The organism is Cohnella sp. SGD-V74 (assembly GCF_003001675.1).
In the GTDB taxonomy this organism is placed as follows: domain Bacteria; phylum Bacillota; class Bacilli; order Paenibacillales; family Paenibacillaceae; genus Cohnella.
Genome location: NZ_PVYW01000003.1, coordinates 443,949 through 470,702, shown reverse-complemented (window position 1 = coordinate 470,702; position 26,754 = coordinate 443,949). Strand labels below are relative to the sequence as shown.

Sequence of the window (26,754 nt, the reverse complement as noted above, 5' to 3'; positions counted from 1 at the left end):
GGCAGGAGGAGAAACCCGCGTGGCAATGCTGTACAAGCTGGAGACGTTCGAAGGTCCGCTCGATTTGCTGCTCCATCTTATCGACAAGGCGGAAATCGATATTCAGGATATATCGATCAGCGACATTACCGATCAATATATGGAATATTTGGCGGCTATGCAGGAGCTCGAGCTTGACATTACCAGCGAGTTTCTCGTTATGGCGGCGACGCTGCTCTCGATGAAGAGCAGGCAGCTGCTGCCGAAGCCTCCCGTAACGGAAGAGCCGTGGCTGACGGTCGACGAAGACGATGAGCTCGATCCGCGGGAGGAACTGATCCGCAAGCTGATCGAGTACCGCAAGTTCAAGTCGGTAGCCGGACAGCTTCGGGAGAAGGAATGGGACCGCAGCCAAGTGTACACGCGCGAGCCCGCGGATCTCACTCCGTACGAGAAGGCGATCAAGACGAATCCGGTCGAAGGCTTGCACGTGAACGATCTGGTGAGCGCTTTTCAGAAAGCGATGAGGCGTCTGGCCGGAAGAAACCGGGTATCTTCCATTCGCAAGGACGAGATTTCGGTCAAGGACCGGATTCGCGACATCGTTCATACGCTCAAGAACCGTTCGACCGAAGGGAAGCTGTTGTTTTCGCAGCTGCTGAGGGAAGCGGACGATCGCGAGGAGATCGTGGTCACCTTCCTGGCGATTCTGGAGTTAATGAAGCGAAGATGGGTTTCGTGCCATCAGAACGCGCTGTTCGATGAAATCGTGTTGTCGTGGACGGGGAGAGAAGAGAACGATGAATTACTCGACATTGAAATCGGTACTTGAAGGCTTGCTGTTCGTATCCGGAGACGAAGGAATCAGCGCCAAGACGGCGGCGGAAGTGGTGGAGACGGACGTGGAAGTCGTCACGGACGTATTCAAGGATCTTCAGAAGGAATTCGTCAAGAAGAACCGAGGCATCCGCATCGCCGAAGTCGCCGGAGGATATCGTCTGACGACCGTCATCGAACACGCGCCTTATTTCGAGAAATTGGCGTACTCTCCTTCCCGTTCTTCGCTGTCGCAAGCCGCGCTGGAGACGCTCGCGATCATCGCTTACAGGCAGCCGATTACCCGGATCGAGATCGAGGAGATTCGCGGCGTGAAAGCCGATCGTCCGATTCACCATCTGGTGAACAAGGATCTGATCGAGGAGAAGGGCAGAGCCGACGCGATCGGCAGGCCGATCCTGTACGGCACGACGAAGTCGTTCCTCGACTATTTCGGCTTGCCGAGCATTCAGAGCCTGCCGGAGCCGACGATCGCGGACGGGGACGACGAATTGGAAGAAAGAACGAAGATGCTGTTCGATCGGATCGAAGGACGTCAGCTGTCCTTGGAAGATCTGGATCGCGAGCTCGATACGGACTAATCTTTGGCGCAAACATGGAATGGAAGCCAGAAGGTCATACTACCCCTAGGAAAGGCGGGGGAGGTATGGCCTTTTGGCTTTGGATCGCCTTGGCGGTCGCAGCGGCGGCAATCGTCGCGGCAATGTTTTCGCAGATCAAGGTGCGAGTGCGTTACTCGCGCAGCGGCAAGCTGGATCAGCTGGTCGTTATCGTTCAGGCGTTGTTCGGCCTTTTTCGCTATCAAATTTTGCTGCCTTCCATCGTGATCCGCGGCTGGAACGTCGTATACCGCGAGCAGCGGGAAGGCGGCTTGCCTGGCAAGGAGAAGGATGCGAAGGCGAAGCGGATGCTGGGCAGAAGAACGGTGCGACGCTACATAAGGGCTTATCGGACGGTGCTCGTGTCCACGAAGCAGTTCAAGCGTTGGGCGAGAACGACGCTGAAAAAGGTCGAGTGCACCCGCTGGCGGCTCGATTTTCGCGTGGGCACGGGAGACGCGGCGTCGACGGCGGTGCTGACGGGACTGCTGTGGGCCGTATCCGGCTGCGCGACGGGCGTTGCGGACCGGCTGATTTCCTTGCGCGCGTCGCCGCACGGGGAAGTGACGCCGAATTATTCGTCGCCCGAATTCACCGTCGTCTGGGAGGCGGACTTTCGCATTCGCCTGGGAACTGCCGTCGCGGCGTTCTTCAAGCTGGGAATAAGCACCGTTCGCATCGGCCGGGCGATTCGGGCTTGGCGCAGCTGGCTGACGCCGCCGAGCGAAGGCTTAAGCTGATCTTTCTGCCAACGAGAGACCCGGAATGAGACGCATAAAGGCAGCGGGAATTCGGGCAAATTAGGTACACGAAAGGAGGAGTTGAAGATGTCTCAGCATCAGCATCCGATTAACGGCTTAATGCAAACCGCCATGGAAAACATCAAGGACATGGTGGACGTCAACACGATCGTCGGCGAACCGGTGCAAACTCCCGACGGCAGCGTCATTATGCCGATCTCGAAAGTCGGCTTCGGCTTCGCGGCGGGGGGCAGCGAATTTACGGCGATGGACGACGCGTCCGGGGATTCCGGGCATCATCATTCGCACGGCCAGGACGGCCATAATGCATCGGTCGCGCTTCCGTTCGGGGGAGGCAGCGGGGGAGGCGTATCGATTACCCCGATCGCCTTCCTCGTCGTCGGCTCGCAAGGCGTCAAAGTCGTGCCGCTGGACAACCAGACGCATCTGCTCGAGCGGTTGATCGACGCCGCTCCGGAATGGGTCGACAAGCTGAAGAACGCCTTCATGCGCAGTCCGAACGCGACGGAGACGATCCGCACGGTCGAGACGAAAACGTCCACCGATTCCTCGCTTATGTAACCCGGGGTGGACGCCAAAGAGGCCGTTCCAAAGTCATCGTTAGATGACTTGGGACGGCTCTTTTTGTCTGACTGCGTCGGCTTAGAGCGAGCGAACGGAGGCTGGCAGAGCTCCAGTCCGAGTGATTCTGCTGAGTCGGGTTGGAGCTGCGAATGAGCGAGTTGAGTCGCTGTAACCGCGCAGAGTCGGGTTGGAGCTACGAATGAGCAGGTTGAGTCGCTGTAACCGCGCAGAGTCGGGTTGGAGCTGCGAATGAGCAGGTTGAGTCGCTGTAACCGCGTTGGGTCGGGTTGGAGCTGCGAATGAGCAAGTTGAGTCGCTGTAACCGTGCTGAGTCGGGTTGGAGCTGCAATGTCGAGCGGAACCGAGACTCCATTACGGCAGACACATACTTTGGGACACGCATACATAAAATGGTGGCAGGAACTTTTTCGCGAAGGGCGATCCCGTCTTCGGAACCGACCGCCCAAGGAGGACAGGCATGATTAACAAAGCTCGCTGCTTCAGAAATATTCGTCTGCTCGGGATCGTCTTGACGCTCTGCTCTCTGCCCGCGCTGGCGATTGCCGCGGCCGCCGCCGGAGCGGCCAAGCCGTCCGGGCCGCCTGCGAACCAGGCGAGGGCGGCCGCGCTCGCCGACGTCGCGTCGGGGAGGATTCTATACAGCCAGCGCGGGGACGAGCCGATGAAGATCGCCAGCCTGACGAAGATCATGACGGCCATCGTCGCGATCGAGCACGGCAAGCTGGACGACGCCTTGAAGGTGAGCAAGCGGGCCGCCGGCAAGGAAGGCTCCTCGCTATATTTGAAGGTCGGAGAGAAAATCTCGCTGCGCAACGCGCTGTACGGCCTGATGCTGCGCTCAGGCAACGACGCCGCGACGGCGATCGCCGAACACGTCGGAGGCTCGGTCGAAGGCTTCGCGTTCCTGATGAACCGGAAGGCCGAGGAGCTCGGGCTGGCCAACAGCCATTTCATGAATCCGCACGGACTGGACGAGCCCGGCCACTATTCTTCCGCCAACGACTTGGCCAAGCTGACCGTCTACGCGCTTCGCAACCCGGAGTTTAAGAAAATCGTCGGCACGCAGGTACGAACCGCGCCCAACCCCAACGACTCTTGGGATTACAAGTGGGTGAACAAAAATAAGATGCTGAGGTTGTACGAAGGGGCGGACGGCGTCAAGACGGGCTATACGAAGCAGGCGCTGCGTACGCTTGTCAGCTCCGCGACCCGGGGCGGGCAGCAGCTCGTTGCGGTTACGCTTAACGACCGGGACGATTGGAACGATCACGCCAAGCTGCTCGACTACGGCTTCGCCGGCTTCCCGCTCGCTTCCGTTGTGAAGGCCGGAGAGCCGCTCAAGAATTATCCATACGAGACGGCGGCCGACTTCGCTTATCCGTTCGCCGACGGAGAACGCGAGCGGCTGGAAATCCGACTCGCCCCGCTTAAGCCGGAGACGGTTCATTACCGTCTCGGTTACCGCGGCGAACTCAGGTTTATGCTGGACGGCCGCCAGGTCGGGACGGTTCCGCTCGTCGCCGACGCCGAACGGGAACGACAGGCCGCCCAGGAGACGCGGCCGGGCGGCGACCGTCCGTCGTCTGCTGCGGCCGGCTCGCAAGGCGGGTTCGGAACGGCGTTCAAGACGGCGCTTAGAGCTTTGCTACTGCAAGGAGGAGATTAGCCTATGGTGAACTGGATATGGATGGGCATGATCGTGTTCAGCGTCATCTACGGAGCCGCCAACGGCAAGATGGAGCAGGTGGCGGAGGCGGCGTTCGGCGGAGCGCAGACCGGCGTCACCGTCTGCCTCGGGCTGATCAGCATCCTCGTATTCTGGATGGGGCTGATGAGAATCGCCGAAGAGGCCGGGCTCGTCCGCAAGCTGTCCCTGCTCATGGCTCCCGTCGTCCGCAAGCTGTTTCCGGACGTACCCGGAGACCATCCGGCGATGGGATACATTCTGTCGAATATGAGCGCCAATCTGCTCGGCTTGGGCAACGCGGCCACTCCGATGGGCATCAAGGCAATGCAGGAGCTTCAGAAGCTGAACCCCGAGCCGACCGTCGCCACGCCGGCGATGTGTACGCTGCTGGCGCTCAATACGGCCAGCATCACGCTCGTGCCTACGACGATCATCGCCATCCGGATGAACTTCGGCGCTGTTCATCCCGCGGACATCGTGGCGCCGACGCTGCTAGCCACTCTGATCTCGACCGGCGCGGCCATTCTGGCGGACAGGTGGTATCGCCGCCGCAACAGGCTCCCGCCCGCCTTCAACGCGAACAGGAACGCCGGCAGCGTTAATCCGGGCGCCGCCGTCAGTCCGCCTCCCGCGTCCGCCGGAGGAGGCTGATCGCGTTGATCTCGATCATTCAGATCGTCTCGACTTGGACGATTCCCGTACTTATCGCCTTTATTCCTCTATATGCTTCGCTGCGCAAAGTGCCCGTCTACGAGACGTTCGTGGACGGGGCCAAGGACGGCTTCGGGACCGCGATCGGCATCATTCCGCATCTCGTCGGCATGATGACGGCGATCGGCATGTTCCGGGCCTCGGGAGCGATGGACGCCCTCGTCGGCGTAATCCGGCCGGCGCTGGAACTGATCGGCATTCCGAGCGACGTGCTTCCACTGGCGCTGCTGCGGCCGATTACCGGGGCCGGCTCGCTCGCGTTCGTCTCCGATCTGATCAAGGAGCAGGGGCCGGATTCCTTCGCCTCCAGAGTGGCGTCGACGATTCAGGGCAGCACCGATACGACACTGTACGTTCTGACCGTCTACTTCGGAGCCGTCGGCATTCGCAACGCCCGCTACGCGCTCAAGGTCGGGCTGTTCTCCGACCTCGTCGGATTTTTCGCCGCCGTCGCCGCTTGCTGGTTGCTGTTCGGCTTGGTATGATGGGTTAGAGGTGAAAGTCGTGGAGGAAAGATTGCAGAAGGTTCTCGCGAACGCGGGCGTCGCTTCCAGACGCAAGTGCGAGGAGCTGATATCGGCGGGCAAGGTGACGGTCAACGGGAAAGTCGTGACCGAGCTCGGCGCCAAAGCCGATCCGGCCGTGGACACGATCACGGTGTCCGGCAAGCCGATCAAGAAAGAAGCGAAGATTTACGTGATGTTCAATAAGCCCAAGGGCGTTATTACGAGCGTATCCGATCCGAAAGGGCGGAGCGTCGTGACCGATTACATGAAAGAGATCAAGGAACGGCTGTATCCGGTCGGCCGGCTAGATTACGATTCGGAAGGGTTGCTGCTGCTGACGAACGACGGCGACTTGGCCCACAAGCTTACGCATCCGAGCCATCACGTGCCGAAGACGTATCATGCCACGGTCGAGAGAGTGCCGCACGGCAACGCGCTGGAGAAGCTGGCGAAGGGAATCAAGCTGGACGACGGCATGACCGCCCCGGCGGAAGTCGAATACCAGGATATCGATCCCGACGGCAAGTACGCCACGATCGCCATCACGATCCACGAAGGACGCAATCGGCAAGTCCGCCGGATGTTCGAGGCGATCCGCCACCCGGTGACGAGACTGAAGCGCGTTTCTTTCGGAGGGCTGTTCCTGAACAATCTGCAGCGAGGCAAGCATCGGAAGCTGACTGCGGAAGAGCTGGAGAAGCTTCGCGAGATTGCCGATTCGGTCCAAGAATAAAAAGGAACGACGAGAGAGAAGGCGCGATAGAGGCGCCTTCTCTTTGATTTTCATTGGATATTGACTCCTGTTTTAACCCCGACATCCTCGCGAAACTGTACTAATTTAGACAAACTAATTTCTGAAATGCCCGTAAAATCAACGTATACTGGAAGGGGTCGATTGATGCAGGACCAACATTTCGATACAATGGAACTAAGCGAAGCGCGGGTGGTGTTAACACGATTATGGGACGTTATCGGAAACCGGTTCAATATATCATTTTAGCCGTCGTGCTTCTCATCGGAGGATACGCGATCGGCAATTCGTTGTTTTCCAAAAGCGTCGTGCTTACGAAGGGCGACAAGCCGCCGGGCTTCCGTCTGGCCGATCTTAACAACGTGGTTCACGATATGGAAGACTACGAGGGCAAGCCGCTCATCATCAATTTCTGGGGGACCTTCTGTCCGCCGTGCCGCAACGAGATGCCGGCCTTGCAGCATCAGTACGACAAGTGGAAGGGCCAGGGGCTGGAGCTGATCGGCATCAACCTGAGCGAGGACAAGCTGACGGCGGAGAGCTTCATTCGCCAGATCGGCGTCGATTTCCCGATTTTGCTGGACAAGGACAAGAAGACGGAAAGGAAATACGGGCTTAAGCAGTACCCGACGACGTTCTTCATCGCCCCCACCGGAGAAATCCAGGAGGTCGTCATCGGCGGGGTGCTGACGGAAGAAGAGATCGACAAGAGGATCGAACGGCTCATTCAGACGAAGTCGTGACGTCAGTCAGGGAGGATTAACCGTTGTTTCAGAACACCAAGTGCGAGTGCGGCCATCAAAATCCCGTAGGAACGGTGTTGTGCGAGTCCTGCGGCAAACCTCTCGACGAAGCGCTGCTCAAGGACGAGAACGCGCTGCTGGAGATGAGGTACGACGGCGTGGCGCGCAGATCGCAGAAAGCGAATCCACATTTCGTCGACCGGATATGGAACTTCTTCTCTTCGGTCAAAATCGCGGTATACTTAATCGTCATTACGCTGATTGGAGCCGCTTTCGGAACGATTCTTCAGCAGGAGAGCACGATCATCAACCTGACGGAGCGTTCCGAATTCGCCGCTTACTACAAGGAGCAGCACGGCACGTTCGGCGTCATTTATCATGCGCTCGGACTGTCGAGAACGTACGAATCGTGGTGGTTTATCGGACTTCTCGTCATGATCGGCACGTCGCTCGTCGTCTGCAGTCTCGATCGGGTGCTGCCGCTCTACCGGGCGCTCTCCAAGCAGCAGATTCGCAAGCATCTGCAGTTCATCAACCGCCAGCACGTCGTCTACTCGGGCGAGCTGACGCAGGACAAGCAGGAATGGCTCGATCGCTTCGCGAAGGAGCTGAAACGCAAGCGCTACCGCGTCTGGAGGGAGGACGGGGCGCTGCTGGCGGAGAAGAACCGGTTCAGCCGCTGGGGACCGTACATCAACCATATCGGTCTCATCGTCTTCTTGCTGGCGGTGCTCGGACGGAGCATTCCCGCCTGGCACATGGACCAGTACCTGACTCTCTACGAGGGAGAGACGCGGCAAATTCCGGGAACGAATTATTATTTGAAGAACGACAAATTCACGCTCGACTACTATTCGGACGAAGAGCTGGCCAGCAATCAGAAGGGAACGAAGGTTGTTAAGCTGTACGAGACGAAAGCGCGCCTGTACGAATGCACGGACGCCTGCGACGATCCGACCCGCGAGCCCGTTCTGACCGAGGTCAAGCAGCACGACATTCGCGTGAACAGCGCCCTTGCCTACAAGGGACTGAAAGTCTATCAGAACAGCTTCCAGGAGAAAGTCCGTTTTATATCCGTGCATGCAACGCTGAAAGACAAGGTTAACGGAACCGATATCGGCAGCTTCGACTTGAAGATGAACCAGCCGGAGGAGGAGTACAAGCTCGGGGAGTACACGCTCAGGCTGATCGACTATTACCCGGATTTCGGCTTGGACGAGCAGACGAGGCCGATGACCAAGTCGCGCGATCCGAACAATCCGGCGTTCGTCTTCCGGATTGCCGGCCCCGGCATTCAGGACCGGGGAGAAGTGTACGTCTACTTCCCAATGCCGAGCGAGAAGAGCAAGTATTACGAGACGATTCTGAACGAGAGCTTCAAGCAGCGCGGGGACAACTCCGGACGCTTCTCCATTCAAGTGGACAATCCGATCGTCGACGGCCAGATGAACAATATCGAATATTCCGCCTTCACGACGTATTTGAACATTCGCATGGACAGAGCGATGCCGTACGTCTGGGTCGGCGCGGCTATCTCCATGATCGGCCTGATCATGGGCTTCTACTGGCAGCACAGGCGGATTTGGATCCGGATCGACGGCGACAAGCTGGCGCTCGGAGGACATACGAATAAAAATACTTACGGCTTAAGGGCCGACGTTGCCGGAGCGCTGGGCAAAACCAGGATCGAAGTGGACCCTAAGACGCTCGATAACAGGAGGAATGAACGTTGAAGTGGTGGTTGGATTTCAGCAGTGACGCATTTATCGTAGCCTTTTTTCTGTACTGCGCGTCCTTCATCAGCTACGCGATCGCGGTAGGCGGGAAGAAATGGAGCAATCGCAAGCCGGCGGAACACGCGGCGCGCTGGGGCAAAATCGCCTTCGTGCTCGCGGCGATCGGCTGGCTGGCCCATCTGACGTTCTTCTTTACCCGCTGGTATGGCGGCGGCCACATTCCGACCAGCAACATGTACGAGTTCATGACGTTCCTCGGCATGGCCATCATGTTCGCGTTCATCGTCATCTACGCGATCTACCGCAACATGATGCTTGGCGCGTTCACGCTGCCGCTCGTCATCATCATTATCGCTTACGCGTCGGTGTTCCCGTCCGAGGTGCAGCCGCTCATTCCGCCGCTGCAGAGCATCTGGCTGAAAATTCACGTCACGATGGCCGCGGCAGGGGAAGCGTTCTTCGCGATCGGCTTCGCGGCGGCGCTCGTGCAGCTGATCCGCGTCGTCGACTTTACGCGGACGGACAAGGCGGGCCGCCGGGCGCAGTTCTGGACGGAGTTTTCCTTGTACGTCATCATCGTGCTCGTCGGCTTTATCGTGGCGGTGTTCGCATTCCGCGGCGCAGGTTATGAAGCGAAGTTCACGCAAGAGACGGTTACGATCGACGATGCCGGCAATGCGCTTACCAGCGTCGGCGAAGTGAAATACACCTTGCCTCCGCTTGTTGCGCCTTATAACAGCGAGACGGAATCGTTCCAATCTTTCTTGGGCATCAAGAAACCTCTGGTCGAAGCTCCGTCCTGGATGAACGGAGTGAACGCGGGACGCAAGCTTAATACGGTCGTCTGGTCGGTCATCGCCGGATCGCTGCTGTACGGCCTCCTGCGGCTGATCGCGCGCAAGAAGCTGACGGCGGCCATCAACCCGCATCTGTCGGACATCGATCCCGACGATCTGGAGGAAATCAGCTACCGCGCCATCGCGATCGGCTTCCCGGTGTTTACGCTCGGAGCGTTGATCTTCGCGATGATCTGGGCGGAGATCGCCTGGTCCAGATTCTGGGGATGGGATCCGAAGGAAGTATGGGCGCTCATTACTTGGCTGTTCTACAGCGCTTATTTGCATCTTCGCCTGTCGAGAGGCTGGCAGGGAACGAGGTCGGCCTGGCTTGCCGTTATCGGCTTCCTCGTCGTCATGTTCACGCTGGTCGGCGTCAATCTCGTCATAGCTGGATTGCATTCGTATGCCGGGGTATAATGGGGCACATAGAGGTTTAAGAGCCGAGAGGAGCGTTGACGCATGAATACGGGAAGTCGGATTTTGGTCGTGGACGACGAGGAACGCATTCGCCGTTTGCTGAAGATGTATCTGGAAAAAGAGGGCTACGAGATCGAAGAGGCGGAGGACGGGGAAACGGCGCTTCGCAAAGCGCAGGAAGAGGACTTCGACTTGATCGTGCTCGACCTGATGCTTCCGGGGATCGACGGCATCGAAGTGTGCGCCCGCCTGCGCCAGCAGAAGGCGACTCCGGTGCTCATGCTGACGGCCAAAGGCGAGGAAGTCAACCGCGTGCAGGGATTCGAGGTCGGGGCCGACGATTACGTCGTCAAGCCGTTCAGCCCGCGCGAGGTCATTTTCCGGATCAAGGCGATTTTGCGGCGTTCGTCGGCTACGGCGTTCTTGTCGAAGGAATTGAATACGAGCAACAACATCGTGTTCCCTCATCTCGTCATCGAGCACGACGCGCATCGTGTGACCGCAAGCGGTCAGGAAGTGAACCTGACGCCGAAGGAATACGAATTGCTGCACTATTTGGCCAGCACGCCGGACAAGGTGTTCTCCCGCGAGGAGCTGCTGAAGGATGTCTGGAACTACGATTTCTTCGGAGATTTGCGGACGGTGGACACGCATGTCAAGCGGCTGCGCGAGAAGCTTAACCGCGTATCCGCGGAAGCCGCGGCGATGATTACGACGGTGTGGGGCGTAGGCTACAAGCTGGAGGCGACGAAGTAGCGCATGGCCATCTTAAGAACCGTCGTCGGCAAAATGTGGCTGACGATTATGGGACTGGTTGGCGTCGTCATTATTACGATCGGTTTTTTCCTGCTCGAATATATCGATTTGACATTCGCGGACCCGGTCAAAGTCAAGCATCTGTTCATCTACTCGGGGATCGTCGGCTTTCTGCTGACGACCTTCTTCGCTTTTTTCCTGCTGACGAAGATTACGAATCCGCTGCGTGAAATGAAGGACGCGGCCAACCGGGTCGCGCAAGGGGATTACACGACGCGGGTCGCGATTCGGTCCAGCGACGAGATCGGAGAGCTGGCGAACACGTTTAACCAGATGGCCTCCGAGCTGCACACGCTGATTCGGGACATTCAGCACGAACGCGATCACTTGAGCAGCGTGCTTCGCAGTATGACGGATTCCGTCATCTCGTTCGATTCCGAAGGCGAAGTCATCTTGACGAATCCGCAGGGTCAGCATCTGCTGGAGGAATGGCAGACGGTAGACTGGACGGATGCCGACGAGGACGAAGAAGCGCGCGAGAGGGACATTCGCGTTCCCGGCCCGCTGCGGGAGACGTTCCGCAACGTCATTGCGGGCGGCAAGGAGCTGACCGTCAAGATTCACGTCAAAAGCGGGGTCTGGTCGGTCGTCATGACGCCGCTCGTCTCCACCGATTCCGTCCGCGGAGCCGTTGCGGTGCTGCGGGACGTGACGGAGGAGTTCCGCGTCGACAAGATGAGGAAGGATTTCGTCGCCAACGTCTCGCACGAGATCCGGACGCCGCTGTCGATGGTGCAGGGCTACAGCGAGGCGCTGATGGACGACATCGCGTCGACGCCCGAGGAGCGCAGGGAGCTCGTGCAGGTCATCCATGACGAGTCGCTGCGCATGGGGCGGCTGGTCAAAGATTTGCTCGATCTGGCGAGGATGGAAGCCGGGTATTTGGAAATGAATTTTCAACCGGTCGACGTCAACGCGCTCGTATCGCGCGTCTATCGGAAGTTCGCCGCGCTGGCGAAGGAGCGGCAGATCAAGCTGACGAGATCACCCGACGATCCGGCCCTTACGCTCGAGGCGGGCGACGCCGATCGGCTGGAGCAAGTGCTGACGAACCTGATGGACAACGCGCTGCGGCATACGCCCGCGGGAGCTTCGATCGCGCTTGAGGCCGGCCGGGTTTCCGCGCTGAAGGGCGAATGGCTGGAGCTTAAAGTGAACGATCAGGGGCACGGCATTCCTTACGAAGATTTGCCTTACGTATTCGAACGGTTCTACAAGGCGGACAAGGCGCGCAAGCGCGAGACGACCGGCGGCGGCACCGGACTCGGGCTGGCCATCGCCAAAAATCTGATCGTGGCTCATGGGGGAACGATCAGCGTATCGAGCGAACCGGGCGCGGGAACGACGTTTACGATTTTGCTTCCGGTGGCGACCGGACGGAAAGCGGACGGGGAAGCCGCGCGGCATTGAAGAGGGGAAACATCATGAGCTTACGATTCGGACGGTTGTTCCGCCGTTCGGCGCAAGGCGATCCGGACACTCGGCTTTCCGCGGAGGCCCGGATTGCTTTGTTTATCCACGGTTGTTTTCAATTCGGAGCTTCGATGTCGGGGCTGTTTCTGAATTTGTACCTGTGGCGGCTGACCGAGAATTTGGCGATTAACGGCATTTTTAACCTTATCGTATACGGCGTTACTCCGATCGCGTTCGCGGTCGGCGGATGGATCGCGAAGAAGAAGGATCGAATGGTCACGTATCGCCTCGGCATTGCGTCGATCACGGTCTTTTTTCTTGTCGTCATCTATGCCCAGGAGAACGTTGTCTCCTATTATCCGCTGTTCGCGGTGTTTAACGGATTCGCTCTCGGCCTCTATTGGACCGGCTATATCGTGCTGATGTACGACGTGACGACGATCCGCAACCGTTCGAGGTTCATGGGCGTCAACATGATCGTCTTCAATTCCGCGGGCCTGGCCGGTCCGGCTTTATCAGGTTTCCTGATCGGTTTGTTCGACGGGCTTAAAGGCTACTTGCTGATTTTTGCAGCGGCGTCGGCGCTGTTCGGCATCGCGTCGTTCTTCAGCCTGAAGATTCGGGCGATCCATTCGCACCATCGCAGCTATTACTTGAAATTCGCCGTGCCGATGATGAAGCGAAGCCGGCTGTGGCTGGCGTCGCTCGGCGCTTTTCTCGTACTCGGATTGTCGCAGGGTCTCATGCTGTTTCTGCCCAACATCCTCATGTTCCAGACGGTGGGGAGAGAGGATCAGGTCGGCTATTTGACCGTATTCTTCGCCTTGCTGACAATTGCGACAGGGTACGCGATCTCCCGCAGAAAACGACCCGTTCGCATCCGTCGGGAGCTGGCGGCGGCCTCCTTCGGCATCATCGTCGGAGCGGCGGTTTTGTTCATCGACATCAAGCTGTGGACCGTTATCCTGTTTATGTCCGTCTACTCGGTCATGGCTCCGTTTATCGTCAACATGCTGACGACGTACTACTATTCGTTGATGGACCATCTTCCGCTGAAGGGACTGTTCCGGATCGAATCGGTCGTCATTCGCGAGCTGTTCTTGAACGCGGGGCGGGTGCTGTCCATTCTGGCGCTTGTCCTGTTCGTCGAAGACGCCGATTCCCCGATGCTGCCGGCCATCGTTGTCGCGACTTCGGTCACGCTTGCGGCGATTGCTTTGTTCGTGCGGGACAGACCGTCCGATCGGAACGGCCGTTGAGCCGGTAAATCTATCGAATTCAATAGCGATGACAGGGCCGCTCCGATGGGGGCGGTTCTCTTTGTGTTTGGGTATGGACACGATTTCACAATAATGCGCTATATGGCGGGCGGATGCCGAGCGCTACAATGAATGGAATCGATGATGGAAGAGGCCTGTCCGGATCCGCGGCGACCTGAACCCGGGAAGGGGGCGACGCATGGCGCTTATCGTGATGTTGATGCGCAGAATGCTGCAAAACAAATGGCTCGTAGCCAGCCTGTTCGCTGGTATTCTTCTATCCGTTGCCCTTGTCAGCAGCATGCCGATATATACGGAGGCGGTGCTGTCGCGCATGCTTCTGAAAGATTTGCAGAGATTGCAGCAGGATACGCACGAGTATCCCGGCGCGCATTATTCCTATATTCAGTTCTCGTCGGAAACCCCGGAGCAGGTTCGGGCCAAGTACGAGCGGATCGACCGGTTCATCCACACGGAAGGGGCGCCGGGGCTCCGATTACCGATTCGGGAGCTGGTGGCAGACCTCTCGACGGCGTCGATGAAGATGAAACCGGCGAACGATCCGAATCCGCTGAGCGACCGGAACATGCAGTGGGTCACGATCAAAGCGTTCTCCGGGCTGGAGGCGCACATCGAGTTGACCGACGGCCGGATGCCCGCTCCGTCTCCGGTGGACGGCGTATACGAGGCGCTGCTGACGGAGAGAGGATTAGCCCACTACAAGACGGTGCTGGGCGCGGAGTTCGTCGCCGAAGACGGCAGGGCGGCAGAGCCGATCCGGCTGAAGCCTGTCGGCGTATTCCGCAAGAAGGCGGATGACGATCCGTATTTCCGCTCGGGCGCGCTCGGCGATATGAACGGCGCCTTCATCCTGCCGTTCGAGCTGGCGAAGCGGCATATTGTCGAGGAATACCGGATGCCGGCAAGCGGTTCGGGCTGGTTCATCGTCTTCGATTATTCGAAGATGGAGCTCCGTTCGGTGCAGTCTTTCCTGGAGACGCACGAGAGCATTCGCCAGACGCTGCTCAAGTACGCGGCGCTGTTCCAGATGGGGACCGACGCGAGGGCGCTCGATACGATTGTCCTTTATCTGGAGCGGGCCGCGCAATTGCGCACGCTGATGTGGTCGCTTAACGTTCCGATTTTGACGATGCTGCTCTTCTACATGTTCATGGTCGCCAATCTGATTGTCGGCCGGCAAAAAAACGAAATTGCCGTTCTGCGCAGCCGGGGAGCGGCCAGATGGCAAATCATCGTATCCTATCTTGCGGAAGGGCTGCTGTTATGCGCCGCAGCCGCGGCTTTGGGACCGCTGCTCGGCGCAGGGATGACAGGAGTATTGGGCGCTTCGAACGGCTTCCTGGAATTCGTGCAGCGGGCAAGCTTGCCGATTCGCATAACGGAGGAGGCCTACCGCTACGCGGCCATCTCCGCCGGAATATGTCTGGTCGCGACGATGATTCCGGCGATTGTGGCGGCGCGGGCGACGATCGTCCAGCACAAGCGGCAAGCGGCCAGACTTGACCGAACGCCGCTCTGGCACGCGGCTTTTCTCGATATTATCGCGCTCGGGATAGCGATATACGGCTTGTTCGCTTTCCGACGCCGGCTGAAGGATATGCAGCAGCTCGGGTTAAACGCGGACGACCTGAACATCGATCCGCTGCAATTTATCGTACCGGCCCTGTTCATGGTAGGAGCGGGGCTTCTGCTGCTGCGCTTGTATCCGTGGTTGTTGAGAGCGATCTATCGGCTCGGCCGGAGGTGGTGGCCCCCATCCGTCTATGCGGCGTTGATTCAGACGGGAAGGTCGAGCAGCCAATATCAATTTATGATGATCTTCTTCATCCTGACGATTGCCGCCGGCGTCTTCAGCGCTTCCGCGGCAAGAACGGTTAACGCCAATACCGAAGATCGGATTCGGTACGCCAACGGCGCGGATCTCGTGCTGACCGTTCATTGGGTCAACGACGCGCCCCCGCCGGATGGAGCCGCGAGGGGAGCTCCAGGGACCGAGTCCACAGAACCGAAGCGGATTCATTATTCGGAGCCTGCGTTCGAGCCGTTCCGCAATCTGGCGGGGGTGGAGCATGCCGCCAAAGTATTCACGAAGCCGAAGGCTGAGTTTGCCGTGAACGGACAGTCCGGAAGCGCGGCGCTGATCGGCATCGACACGGACGAATTCGGCATGACGGCGTGGTTCCGGGATTCGCTGCTGCCCTATTCGTTAAACGAGTATTTGAATTTGATCGCCGCCGATTCGTCGGCCGTTCTCGTCTCCGCCACGTTGGCGGAGCAGAAAGGGGCGAAGCCCGGAGATGCGATATGGATCGGCTGGCCGGAGGCGGAGCGTCAGTCGTTCAGGGTGTACGGCGTGATCGACTACTTCCCGACGTTTAATCCGATTCCTCCCGCGGGATCGGTGGATGTCGGCGACAAGCAGGCCGATCATGCCCCGATGCTGATTGTCGGTCATCTGCCGCGCATTCAGTCCCGGCTTGCCTTGGAGCCGTACGAGGTATGGTTGAAGCTGGACGATCGCGCCGCGGCAGGGGACGTGTATGACGGTATTCAGGAGGGCGGGCTGTCCGTAACCGGAATTGTCAATACGCGGGAAGAACTCGTCAGAGCCAAGAACGATCCGTTCCTTCTTGCCCTCAACGGCGTATTGACGCTGGGATTCGTATTATCGGTCGGCGTCAGCTTTGCCGGTTTTCTGCTCTATTGGATTCTGTCCTTGAAGGGGCGCGCGCAGCAGAACGGCATTATGCGGGCGATCGGCATGTCGCTGACCAACCTGACCGCCATGCTGGCGATAGAGCAGCTGCTCACGTCCGGTATTGCCGTATTGTTCGGCGTCATCGTCGGCCATACCGCCGGCATGCTGTACGTTCCGAATTTTCGCACGGCGTTTGCTCCAAGCAGTCTTGCTCTGCCGTTCGCGGTGCGCTTCGAAGCGGCCGATCAGCTGAGAATCTATGCGGCCGTAGGCGTGACGCTGACGATCGGGCTTATCGTCTTGATTTTCCTGCTGTCCCGTCTGCGGGTCCACCAAGCGCTGAAGCTGGGGGACGATTAAAGAGTTTGCAAAACCGTGCGGCATTCGATGGGCAAATCCCGGCACGCGTTCTATAATACGATCAGGTCTACTATACAAGTTATACCCAAGATACGCCGAAGAGGTGGACGAAACGATGCCGCGCCTGCCGTTCTACAAGGGAAAGTACAAGCTGCGCTACGAGATGATCCTGATCAACACGTTGATTGCCGTCGTGCCGTTTCTGCTCGCCGTTTCGGCCTTTTATTTCTACTACATGGACAACGTGAAAAAGCGCGTCGACGAGTCGGTCGATCTATTGTTCAGTCAGGTGAGCGGGCGATTGGAGGAATATTTCGATTCGATCGACGATCTGTCCCGCATCGCCTTCTTTAACCATTCGCTGCAGCGCACCTATCTGGAAGGGGCGAACAAGTCGGCGTACGACTGGGACCAGTTCATGGCGATGAAAGAGAGAATCTACCCCTTTCTGCATATGAACGCCTCCGTGAAAGACATTCATCTTCTCGATTTAAGCGCGGGAATGCCCTTGGTAAGAAGCTACAGCACGGGAGCATATGCGCTCAAGCCCGCGATGTACGATTTTTTGCAGGGGATGGATCGCCGGGAGCTGGCGTCGGGGCGCCTGATTTTCTCCGGGGCTTTCGTATCGAACGGGGAAACGATGAACGAATACTTGGCCGTCAGGCGCGTAAGGGCGATTGAGGAAGGGCGTTCGTATTTGAACGAGATGTTCCTGGGCGTTCTCGTGCTCGACCGGGGACGAATTAACGAGATCGCCGCCGATATCGGGCTGAACGATCGCTCCGTCATGCAGATCATCGACCGGGAAGGCCGCGTCGTCACATCGACGAACGAGCCATTCGCGCTTCATGACCAAGACGCGGCATCCGAACCGCTGGACGGAGACGTAAGGCGCGTGAACGGCATTCCCTATTTGATTAAGACCAGCCCGGTAAGCAAGGTCGATTGGCAACTGGTCCTCTACATCGATCAGGAGCATCTGTACCGGGAGGAGCAGTTCATCAAATGGGCCGTTCCCGTTCTGGTCGCTTTGATCATCGCGGCGGTCGTCGTCGCCGCCCTGGGCTTTAATCTGAAAATGACGCTGCCGATCAAGAAGATTACCGACGCGCTGCACCGCGTTGCCGCCGGCGATTTCAACGCGCGTCTGAGATTTACATACAGCAACGAGATTACGGCCGTCCAGGATCACTTCAACCATATGACCAGCGAGGTCGAGAGATTGACGAGCCATCTGCTGAACACGCAGCAGCAAGTGTACGAGATGGAGCTGGAGAAAAAGCAGTTTCAGCTGAGCGGGTTAAGATCGCAGATCAACGCGCACTTTCTGTACAACACGCTGCAGGCGATTCGGGGGATGGCGGTTAACGAGGAGAGGGACCGCATTCACCGGCTGATCGAGCGGTTGGCCGATTACTTCCGCTACGTCACCAAGGACGAGGAATTCGTGCCTTTGCGGGAGGAGCTTTCGTTCATAAGGGGATACGTGGACATGGTTCGGCTGCGTTACGGCCGGCAGATCTCCTTCCGCGATCGCGTGCCGGAGGAGCTGGAGCATGCGCCGATTTTGAAAATGACGCTCCAGCCGATGATCGAAAACGCGATTTTCCACGGGCTGGAACGAACGCGCGAACGGGGGCGCATCTTTCTTGTCGCGGAAGCGCATGAGGGCGAGCTGCGCATCAGAGTGGGCGACAACGGATCGGGCATGCCGAAGGAACGGCTGCTTGCCCTGAGGCATGCGCTGTACGGCGGAGCCGCTGCGGCGGCGAGCGACGGAAGCGGCATCGGGCTTCGCAACGTTCAGAAAAGAATTCAGCTGTATTGCGGAGCCGAGTACGGTCTGACCGTGAAAAGCTGGCACAATCGGGGGACGGTCGTCGTCTTGAAATTGCCGCTTCGCGCAGGGGAGTATGCCGCCGCGAGCAGGAGGGAGCAGGCATGACGTACAAAGTGATGATCATTGACGACGAACCGTGGATCGTGAAGGATCTGGTCGCGATGCTGGATTGGGAGGCGCGGGGGTTCTCGATCGCCGCCGTCTCTTCGGATGCGACTGAGGCGGAGTTTCTTGCCGGCAAGCAGGCTCCGGATCTGATCCTCTGCGACATCCGCATGCCCGGTATGAGCGGGCTGGAGCTGATGGAGCGCTTGAAGCGGCGGCACCCGGGCGTCGTATTCCTGTTTATGAGCGCATACAGCGAATTCAGCTATGCGGTCAGGGCGGTGCAACTGGGCGCCTTCGACTACTTGATCAAGCCAGTTGGGACGGGGATGCTGGAGGCTGCGCTGGACCGGGTCACATCGGCGCTGTCCGAGCGCAACCGGGAGCGGGCCAAGGCGGCGGCGCTGCGCAATACGCTGCTTATGCTGGAGCTGCTGGACGGCGGTTTGCCGCATCGCGCCGCGGCGGGGAGATTGGCGAAGGAGGCGTTGTTCCGACCGGCGGGAGGACCGTACCGGCTCGCGATCGCGCACGCGGACAATCCGCATTCGAGCGAGCGGCTTCAGGAGCGGCTGGCGCTGCTGGCCGACCGTCTGACGGACGACGATCCCGCTGTCTCGTTGATGATCGGTCAGTCTGGCGCAGGCAAGTGGTTCGCGCTGATCGGCCGCTCCGACCGCGCAAGCCGCATCCGGCTTAGCTCATGGAGAAGCATGAGACGGCAGTTCGAAGAGGAAGGGATCGCGCTCGGCGTCAGCAGCGCCTTCACCGGGCTGGATCGGATCAAGCTTCATTACCGGGAAGCGGAACGAATGGCGAGGATGAGATGGATGACCGGTCGCGCCGGCATGTACATCTATCGCGCCGGCCGGAGCGGCGGCGCTCTGCTCGATTTCGTGGATCGGATTCGCATGACGTCGCATTACGCCGAGCTCGGAGCCCTGCTCGGCAGCGTCGCATCCCGCTGCGTGAAGGAAGGGGCGGACCCGGATACGATCGCCGCAATCTATAACGAGACGATCCGGCAATCCGCGCGCCTGGACGGCTGGCTTAAGGAGCAAGAGGTCGAGGAATGCTCGGTCGAGGAGCTGCTTGCGCTGTATCCGAATCCGGACAAGCTGTTCGAGGAGCTGATCGCCGCGGTTCGCAAGCCGGCCGGGCAAGACGGGGAGAACGACAGCCGAATCGTAGCCGAGGTGCTTCGGGAGATCGAACGGAATTACAATCGCCGGCTGTCATTGACGAGCATCGCGGCGAAGCACTATATCAACGCCAATTACTTGAGCCAGCTGTTCAAGCAGAAGACGGGGCGTTCGTTTAAGCAGCACCTCGTGGAAACGAGGATGGCCAAAGCCGCCGAGCTGCTCCAAGACAGCGGGATGACGCTGCAGGAGATCAGCGGCGAAGTCGGCTATGACGACTATTTCCATTTCAGCAAGCTGTTCAAGAAGTACCGAGGAATTTCGCCCGCGGATCTGAGGAAGATGCGGTAAGGGCCTAACATAACTACATCCTTCCCTAATCTGGCGACATGTCGCCCGGAGACGGGGGCTCTTACAATAGAATCTGTAAGGGCTTTCACACTTCGCGGGGAAGGAGGTACCCAAGTCGCATGAGCGTCGCAATGAGAAAGTACGGAATGCTGTATGTCATGCTGCTGCCGGCGATCGTGACGATATTCGTCTTTAGCTACGTTCCGATGTACGGCATCGTAATCGCGTTCAAGGAATTTTGGATTACGAAAGGCATTATGGGAAGCCCTTGGGTCGGCCTGGCCAACTTCGAAACGGTGTTCGGACTCAAGAAGTTTTGGCAGGTTATGCGCAATACGGTGGAGATCAGCATGCTGCGCCTGCTGTTCGGATTTCCCGCGCCGATCATTCTGGCGCTGCTGCTGAACGAGGTCAGGCAAGCGCTGTTCAAGCGAACGATTCAAACGATCGTCTACTTGCCCCATTTCATCTCGTGGGTGACGATCTCGGGCATTTTGTTCGTGCTGCTGTCCAACGACGGATTGGTCAACAATCTGCTGCACGCGTTTGGCTCGGCGAAGATTCAATTCCTGTCCAACAACGAGATGTTCCGGCCGCTGCTGATCTTGTCGGCGCTCTGGAAGGAGGTCGGCTGGGGGACGATTATTTTTTTGGCGGCCATCGCCGGCGTCTCTCCCGAGCTGTACGAAGCGGCGCGCGTCGACGGCGCGAACCGGTTCAAGCAGATGCTGCACATTACGCTGCCGTCGATCGCGCCCGTCACGACGATGCTGCTCATTCTCAGCGTTGGCAGCTTGATGAGCGGAGGCGGCTTCGATCAAGTGTTCAACCTGTACAATCCGATGGTGTACGAGAGCGGCGACATTATCGATACGTATATTTTCCGGATCGGATTGACGGAAGGCCGCTACAGCATGGCGACGACGGTCGGGTTGTTCCTCAACCTCATCAATCTCATCATGCTTGTGACGGCGAACAAGATTGCGCAGAAGACGAGCGGCAACAACATTTATTGATTTCTTGCGAAGGAAGCGAACCGCGATGAACAATTTCGTTAGAGCCGGCCGTACGGCGCAAGCGCGCGTGCGAACGGCGAATGTCGGAGCTTCGGCGTTCGATGCCGCGAATGCGATTTTTCTGATCGTGCTTGCGATCGTAACGCTGTATCCGCTCTGGTACGTGATGGTCGGATCGCTGCTTCCGTACGACGAGGCGATTCGCAGCAGCTTTAATCTGTATCCGAAGAAAGTGACGCTGGACGCTTACCGTTTCGTCTTCGGGTCGAAATTCATTATGAACGGCTTCCTAATAGCGATCGTCGTGACGATCGGGGCGGTCGTCTACCAATTGCTCATTACCTCGGCCGCCGCCTATTCTTTGACGAAGCGGGATTTGCCGCTGCGCAACGCGATCTTCCTCTTTTTTATCCTGACGATGTTCGCCAGCGGAGGCCTGATTCCGACCTATTTGCTGATCAAGAGCTTGAATCTGATGAACAATCTGCTCGTTATGATCATCCCTTCCGGAATAAGCGTATTTAATCTGATCGTGATGAAGACGTTTATTCAATCGCTGCCGAAGGAGCTGGAAGAGTCCGCCCTGATCGACGGAGCGGGGTATGCGAAAATATGGCTGCGCGTAATTTTGCCGCTGTCGGGGCCGGTGCTCGCGACTGTAGGGCTGTTCGTGGCGGTCGGGCAATGGAACAACTGGATGACGCCCATGATGTATCTTCAGGACAAGTCGCTATGGCCGCTGGCGATGGTGCTGCGCGACATTTTGGTGGAGGATAACAAGTTTCTGCTGAACGCCACCGTTCAAGTCGAACGGATGACGCTCGACAAGACGATCAAGAACGCGGTCATTATCGTGTCCATCGTGCCGATCATGCTGGTCTATCCCTTTATCCAGAAGCACTTTGCCAAAGGCGTGATGATCGGCGCGATCAAGAGCTGAGCGCGGACGTTCGGACCAAATCCAATCTGTGAATGACAAAGGGGTGCGAGTCGCATGGGGAAGAAAAAAAGGTGGATATCGGCGGGGTTATACGCTCTGGCGGCGGTTATAGCGGCGGTGACGGTGCTGGCGGGCTGCAGCAAGAAAGAGGAAACGGCGCGGCAGGAAGAGGGGCAAGCTCCCGTCGAACTGACCATTCTGATGCCGGGCTCGCTTGAGCTGAGCGGGAATTCTCCCATCTATAAGGAGATTCGGCAGAAACTGAACGTCGACTTGAAGATTATTTCCTCCGGCTGGAACGACTACGACCAGAAGCTGAACATGATGATCGCTTCGGGCGAGCTGCCGGATCTGTTTTTCAACTACAGTCTGGGGATGTTCATGGGCGAGTATATGGGCGTGTACAAGCGCTGGATTCAGGAAGGAATCCTGCTGCCGATCAGCGATCATACGGACGGCTATCCGAATCTGGCGAAGTGGCTGGAGCCGTTCGAGGACGAGAAGAAGGCGAGCGGCGGCAAGCACTATTCGCTCTACTTGCTGAATTCCGCCAACAAAACGTCCAACGGTAGAGCGATGCTCATCCGCACGGATTGGCTGAACAAGCTCGGGCTGCCCATGCCGAAAACGATGGACGACCTCTACAACGTGGCCAAGGAGTTCACGCTGAACGATCCGGACGGCAACGGCAGCGCCGACACGTTCGGCATCGGAGCGGGAGAGAATCTTCAGGATTTGTATCCGATCATCAATCCGTTTAATACCAGCTTGCTGCGGGCGAGGAAGGCAGACGGGAGCTGGACGCTCGAGGTGGTCTCCGACGAGATGAAGGAAGCGCTGCGCTACCTGCGCCAGTTATATACCGAGCGCATTATGGACCCGGAGTTCATGCTGATCAATCAAGAGCAGAAGATTGAGAGATTCGTCTCCGGCAAGACGGGCATCATTCATGCGGCTTCCTACAACAACGTATACGAAGGATTCAAGAAAGCTTATCCGGACCGCGATCCGGCAACGATGTTTACCTATATTCCGCATCTGCTCGAAGGCAAGAACGGCTTCACAAGAATCGACGGCAATCCGAACTGGTGGGGAGCGTATTCGATCAATGCGCAGTCCAGCGCGGAGAAGCGGGACAAGGCGCTTAAGCTGCTCGACTTCCTGCTCAGCGAGGAAGGGATGAAGCTGGTTTCCTACGGCGTCGAAGACGTTCATTACAAGCAGGAGGGAGACGCGATCGTCAGCCTGCTGCCGGAAGGCCAGAAGCTCGGCGACGCGGACCCGGGCGCCGCGCTGCGCGGAATCGCCACTTCCTACGTGCCTTCGATGGAGGAGGACGAACTGTACAAGCGCGACCTTCAGGCGGGATTCGAGAGTTACGGGGACCCGAGCCCGGATCCGCTGCGGTTTCTGGATCTCAGCTTCGAAGCGCTGGACCTGTATAAGCAACTGTTCGACTATACCGGCCAGGCGATTACGATGCTCGTCATTCAGTCGCAGAACTACGACGAGGATTGGGACCGTTATCGCGAAGAGTGGATGAGCATGGCGGGGACGAAATTCCTCGAACTGCTCGATCAAGAGGCGAAGGCGGCAGGGTACTAGGGCGTGTATGCAAACCCGCTCGGAGGCATCTATCACCGCCTTTTCGCCCCCTGCTGCGTCACTTTTGCTTGACGTACCTCCGGTACGCCTTCACAAAAGTTCCTTGCATGGAACGAAAATTCGGCAACATCTGCTATCTTCGGAGTATGCATACACGCCCTAGAGAGAGGAGATGAATATGCCATGAGCCGAACGATGAAGTTTCGCGCCGACGGAACGTTCGTCATCGTACAGTTCTCCGACGTGGAGTTTATTGCCGACGGAGATTACGATCCGGATACGCCGGATATCAATGCGGAGACGAGGAAGACGATGGAGACGGTCATTGCCGCCGAGCGGCCGGATCTGATCGTATTCGCCGGAGACGTGACGGCCAGCGCAAGAGGGCAAGATCCGCTGGCGTCATTCCGGCAAGCTGTCGCTCCCGCCGAAGAGAGAGACATTCCGTGGGCCGCCGTGTTCGGCAATCACGATTCGGAAGGGGCGATCTCCCGCCGGCGAATGCACGAAGAGCAATTGGCGCACAGGCATTGCGTCGCCTCGGAGGACCCGCCCCATCTAAGCGGAGCGGGCAATTACAGCATTACGCTTGCAGACTCCGGCGGATCTCCGGCAGCGGCCCTGATCTTCCTGGACAGCGGGGACTACAGCGCGGTTCCGTCCGTCGGCGGCTACGATTGGGTTCGCAGAGACCAGATCGAATGGTACGCGGCGGAGTCCGGCAGACGGACCGCGGCCAACGGCGGAGTTCCGCTGCCTTCGCTGGCTTTCTTCCACATCCCGCTGCCCGAGTATCGCGAAGTATGGGAGACGCGGACTTGCGAAGGCCACTGCTTCGAAGGGATCAGCTCTCCCCGGGTGAATTCGGGTCTGTTCGCCGCCATGCTGGAGATGGGCGACGTCATGGGCGCGTTCGTCGGCCACGACCATGCCAACGATTACAGCGGCGAGCTGCACGGCATCCGTCTCTGCTACGGCCGGTCGACGCGGTATGTGAGCTACATCGACGGAGCGCGGCGGGATCGCTTCAAGACGGGGGCCCGCGTCATCCGTCTGAAGGCCGGAGAGCGAAGCTTCGACACCTGGATTCGCCAGAACGACGGGAGCCTCGCCGAGCTGCCCGTTCATCTCCCGAAGGGCGGAGCGTGACACATGGAGGGTATGTACGAAAATGACTGCAGACCGCACATACCCTCCGCCCCGGATTGAAGCTATGCTAGGGCGTGTATGCAAACCCGCTCAGAGGCATCTATCACCGCCTTTTCGCCCCCTGCTTCGTCACTTTTGCTTGACGTACCTCCAGTACGCCTTCACAAAAGTTTCTTGCATGGAACGAAAATTCGGCAACATCTGCTATCCTCGGAGTATGCATACACGCCCTAGAGCTATAACAGGAACGCGGGAGGATGAGTCTATGAAATGGCAGACGTACGATGCGAACGAGTGGCTGTATCCGGATACGGAGATTGCGGCGGACGGAGCGCGAGATATCGCGCTGGAAGCGGCGCGGGGAACGTACATCGGCTGCCAGCTTCTGTGGGACGGGCTGGAGCCGGGCGGGGAGATGGCTTGGGAGTGGATTCCCGAATCGGCCGCTTCCCCGCTCCTTGAAGCGGTCGAGATGTACCGGCTGCTCGACGCGAAGGTCAGCGAGAATACCGGTCCCGATTACTCCACCGTGCCGGTAGGCACTCCTGCCGATTATGCGTCGCGGCTTGCGCCGTTCAGAGTGTACGACGCGCTGCGTCCGGTCGGGAACGCTTTCCGCGTCGACGGGGCCAGGGCGGCGCTCTACGTCTGCTTTCGCGTCGATGAAGCTTTGCCGCCGCAGAGCTACGCCGGCGAGCTGAGATTCGAGATCGGCGGGCGCCGCGCAGCGGTTCACGTGAAGCTGGAAGTATTCGCCGCCGTCGTCCCGAAGCGGGAGACGCTGTCGCTGACGAACTGGTATTCGCTCGGCAACATCGCCGGCCGGCACGGGCTGGAGAAGTGGTCGGAGCAGTTCTGGGCCATGGTGCGCCGCTACGGCGAGGCGATGCGCCGGACGAGGCAGACTCATTTTATCGTCGATTCCGAGCTGGTCGAGATTCGCGAATCCGGCGAAGGCGCATACGCTTTCGACTTCTCCCGGGCGGAGCGCCTGATCTTGCTGTTTCTGGAGCTGGGGTTCTCGCGCATTGAAGGCGGGCATGTCGCGACTCGGGATGGCTGGGAAGACCCGCGGTTCGTCCTGGCGTACGACCGGAGCGTCGAAGCGACGAGTCCGGAGGGCTATGCCTTCCTGTCGCAATACTTGGACGCATGGCGGAGGTTCCTTGCGGACAAGGGCTGGCTGGATCTCGTCGATCAGCATATCGCCGACGAGCCGATCGCGCAATCCGCGCAGGATTACAGAGTGTTGTCCGGCATCGTCCGGAAGCATATGCCGGGCGTTCCGCTCGTCGACGCCGTAGTCGATACCGGATTGGACGGCGCGTTGGACATCTGGGTGCCGACCAACCGGGATTTCGAGCGCAATCTGGCGGACTACGAGCGAATTCGCGCCGGAGGCGACAAGCTGTGGTTCTATACGTGCTGGAATCCGGGCGGTTATTACTTGAACCGATTCATGGACTTGCCGCTGCTCAAGACGAGGCTGCTGCATTGGGGCAACTTTCTGTACGGTCTGGAGGGCTATCTTCATTGGGGCTTTAACTACTATTTGCGCGATCAAGATCCGTTCGAGTCGAACAATCCGATGCTGGCTCCCGGCGTGCACGGCAAGAGGGTGCCCGCGGGCGATACGCATATCGTCTATCCGGGGGATGACGGGCCGTGGCTCAGCATGAGACTGGAGGCGATGAGAGCGGGAGCGGAGGATTTCGAGCTGCTGCGGATCGCGGCGCGGTCCGATTCGGGCTTGGCCGACGGGATCGTGCGAAGCTGCATGACGGGCTTCGCCGAGGCGAATACCGACCCGGTGCATTTTCGAGCCGTACGACGCAAGCTGCTGGAGGCGGCTTCGGCCGGCGAAGCGGGAAGCTGAAGCGGCGGC

22 protein-coding genes are annotated in these 26,754 nt (G+C 58.7%); all 22 read left to right on the top strand.

From position 1 onward, the window contains the following. Nucleotides 1–19 precede the first annotated feature (19 nt). A complete protein-coding gene (locus B0G52_RS07045; protein WP_094042811.1) occupies nucleotides 20–811 on the top strand; it encodes a segregation and condensation protein A in 792 nt (263 codons plus the stop codon). Then, nucleotides 780–1,397, top strand: coding sequence for an SMC-Scp complex subunit ScpB (gene scpB / locus B0G52_RS07040; RefSeq protein ID WP_094042810.1), 618 nt, complete (start codon nucleotides 780–782; stop codon nucleotides 1,395–1,397). Before B0G52_RS07045 ends, scpB begins: the two co-directional genes overlap by 32 nt. Before the next feature lie 65 nt (nucleotides 1,398–1,462). Next, nucleotides 1,463–2,155: a DUF2953 domain-containing protein gene (locus B0G52_RS07035; RefSeq protein ID WP_158223614.1), complete on the top strand. Its 693-nt coding sequence runs from the start codon at nucleotides 1,463–1,465 to the stop codon at nucleotides 2,153–2,155. Between the two features lie 87 nt (nucleotides 2,156–2,242). After that, entirely contained in the window at nucleotides 2,243–2,737 is a 495-nt protein-coding gene (gene ytfJ, locus B0G52_RS07030; protein WP_094042808.1) for a GerW family sporulation protein, read from the top strand. 481 nt (nucleotides 2,738–3,218) lie between these two features. Beyond that, the gene (locus B0G52_RS07025) at nucleotides 3,219–4,427 is read left to right on the top strand and encodes a D-alanyl-D-alanine carboxypeptidase family protein (RefSeq protein ID WP_094042807.1); all 1,209 of its coding nucleotides are present in this window, start codon (nucleotides 3,219–3,221) and stop codon (nucleotides 4,425–4,427) included. A gap of 3 nt (nucleotides 4,428–4,430) precedes the next feature. Beyond that, nucleotides 4,431–5,099: a nucleoside recognition domain-containing protein gene (locus tag B0G52_RS07020; protein ID WP_094042806.1), complete on the top strand. Its 669-nt coding sequence runs from the start codon at nucleotides 4,431–4,433 to the stop codon at nucleotides 5,097–5,099. A 5-nt stretch (nucleotides 5,100–5,104) separates the two neighbouring features. Then, nucleotides 5,105–5,644, top strand: a complete 540-nt coding sequence (locus B0G52_RS07015) for a spore maturation protein (RefSeq protein WP_094042805.1) — start codon at nucleotides 5,105–5,107, stop codon at nucleotides 5,642–5,644. 19 nt (nucleotides 5,645–5,663) lie between these two features. Next, nucleotides 5,664–6,398, top strand: a complete 735-nt coding sequence (locus B0G52_RS07010; protein WP_094042804.1) for a pseudouridine synthase — start codon at nucleotides 5,664–5,666, stop codon at nucleotides 6,396–6,398. A gap of 227 nt (nucleotides 6,399–6,625) precedes the next feature. Further along, nucleotides 6,626–7,159, top strand: coding sequence for a redoxin domain-containing protein (locus B0G52_RS07005; RefSeq protein WP_094042803.1), 534 nt, complete (start codon nucleotides 6,626–6,628; stop codon nucleotides 7,157–7,159). A 23-nt stretch (nucleotides 7,160–7,182) separates the two neighbouring features. Further along, the gene (resB, locus tag B0G52_RS07000; protein WP_094042802.1) at nucleotides 7,183–8,892 is read left to right on the top strand and encodes a cytochrome c biogenesis protein ResB; all 1,710 of its coding nucleotides are present in this window, start codon (nucleotides 7,183–7,185) and stop codon (nucleotides 8,890–8,892) included. Continuing rightward, complete coding sequence (gene ccsA / locus B0G52_RS06995) at nucleotides 8,889–10,151, top strand: cytochrome c biogenesis protein CcsA (protein WP_094042801.1); 1,263 nt, start codon at nucleotides 8,889–8,891, stop codon at nucleotides 10,149–10,151. The genes resB and ccsA overlap by 4 nt, the downstream gene beginning before the upstream one ends. A 42-nt stretch (nucleotides 10,152–10,193) precedes the next feature. Continuing rightward, the gene (locus tag B0G52_RS06990; RefSeq protein ID WP_094042800.1) at nucleotides 10,194–10,907 is read left to right on the top strand and encodes a response regulator transcription factor; all 714 of its coding nucleotides are present in this window, start codon (nucleotides 10,194–10,196) and stop codon (nucleotides 10,905–10,907) included. 3 nt (nucleotides 10,908–10,910) lie between these two features. Next, the gene (locus B0G52_RS06985) at nucleotides 10,911–12,377 is read left to right on the top strand and encodes a HAMP domain-containing sensor histidine kinase (RefSeq protein ID WP_094042799.1); all 1,467 of its coding nucleotides are present in this window, start codon (nucleotides 10,911–10,913) and stop codon (nucleotides 12,375–12,377) included. A 14-nt stretch (nucleotides 12,378–12,391) separates the two neighbouring features. Further along, the gene (locus tag B0G52_RS06980; protein ID WP_094042798.1) at nucleotides 12,392–13,639 is read left to right on the top strand and encodes an MFS transporter; all 1,248 of its coding nucleotides are present in this window, start codon (nucleotides 12,392–12,394) and stop codon (nucleotides 13,637–13,639) included. A gap of 199 nt (nucleotides 13,640–13,838) precedes the next feature. Beyond that, complete coding sequence (locus B0G52_RS06975; RefSeq protein WP_094042797.1) at nucleotides 13,839–16,718, top strand: ABC transporter permease; 2,880 nt, start codon at nucleotides 13,839–13,841, stop codon at nucleotides 16,716–16,718. Nucleotides 16,719–16,833: 115 nt separating this feature from the next. Beyond that, nucleotides 16,834–18,666 (top strand): cache domain-containing sensor histidine kinase, encoded by a 1,833-nt coding sequence (locus B0G52_RS06970; protein WP_094042796.1) that lies wholly within the window; start codon nucleotides 16,834–16,836, stop codon nucleotides 18,664–18,666. Then, nucleotides 18,663–20,159, top strand: a complete 1,497-nt coding sequence (locus tag B0G52_RS36530; protein WP_094042795.1) for a response regulator — start codon at nucleotides 18,663–18,665, stop codon at nucleotides 20,157–20,159. Before B0G52_RS06970 ends, B0G52_RS36530 begins: the two co-directional genes overlap by 4 nt. Nucleotides 20,160–20,278: 119 nt before the next feature. Then, nucleotides 20,279–21,175 carry an ABC transporter permease gene (locus tag B0G52_RS06960; RefSeq protein WP_233162436.1) on the top strand — a complete coding sequence of 299 codons (897 nt, stop codon included), beginning with the start codon at nucleotides 20,279–20,281 and terminating at the stop codon, nucleotides 21,173–21,175. A 25-nt stretch (nucleotides 21,176–21,200) separates the two neighbouring features. Beyond that, nucleotides 21,201–22,115, top strand: coding sequence for a carbohydrate ABC transporter permease (locus B0G52_RS06955; protein WP_094042794.1), 915 nt, complete (start codon nucleotides 21,201–21,203; stop codon nucleotides 22,113–22,115). 54 nt (nucleotides 22,116–22,169) lie between these two features. Further along, nucleotides 22,170–23,720, top strand: coding sequence for an extracellular solute-binding protein (locus B0G52_RS06950; RefSeq protein WP_094042793.1), 1,551 nt, complete (start codon nucleotides 22,170–22,172; stop codon nucleotides 23,718–23,720). Nucleotides 23,721–23,903: 183 nt separating this feature from the next. Further along, complete coding sequence (locus B0G52_RS06945) at nucleotides 23,904–24,869, top strand: metallophosphoesterase family protein (protein ID WP_094042792.1); 966 nt, start codon at nucleotides 23,904–23,906, stop codon at nucleotides 24,867–24,869. Between the two features lie 265 nt (nucleotides 24,870–25,134). Next, nucleotides 25,135–26,745: a DUF4091 domain-containing protein gene (locus B0G52_RS06940; protein WP_094042791.1), complete on the top strand. Its 1,611-nt coding sequence runs from the start codon at nucleotides 25,135–25,137 to the stop codon at nucleotides 26,743–26,745. The last annotated feature ends 9 nt before the right edge of the window (nucleotides 26,746–26,754 follow it).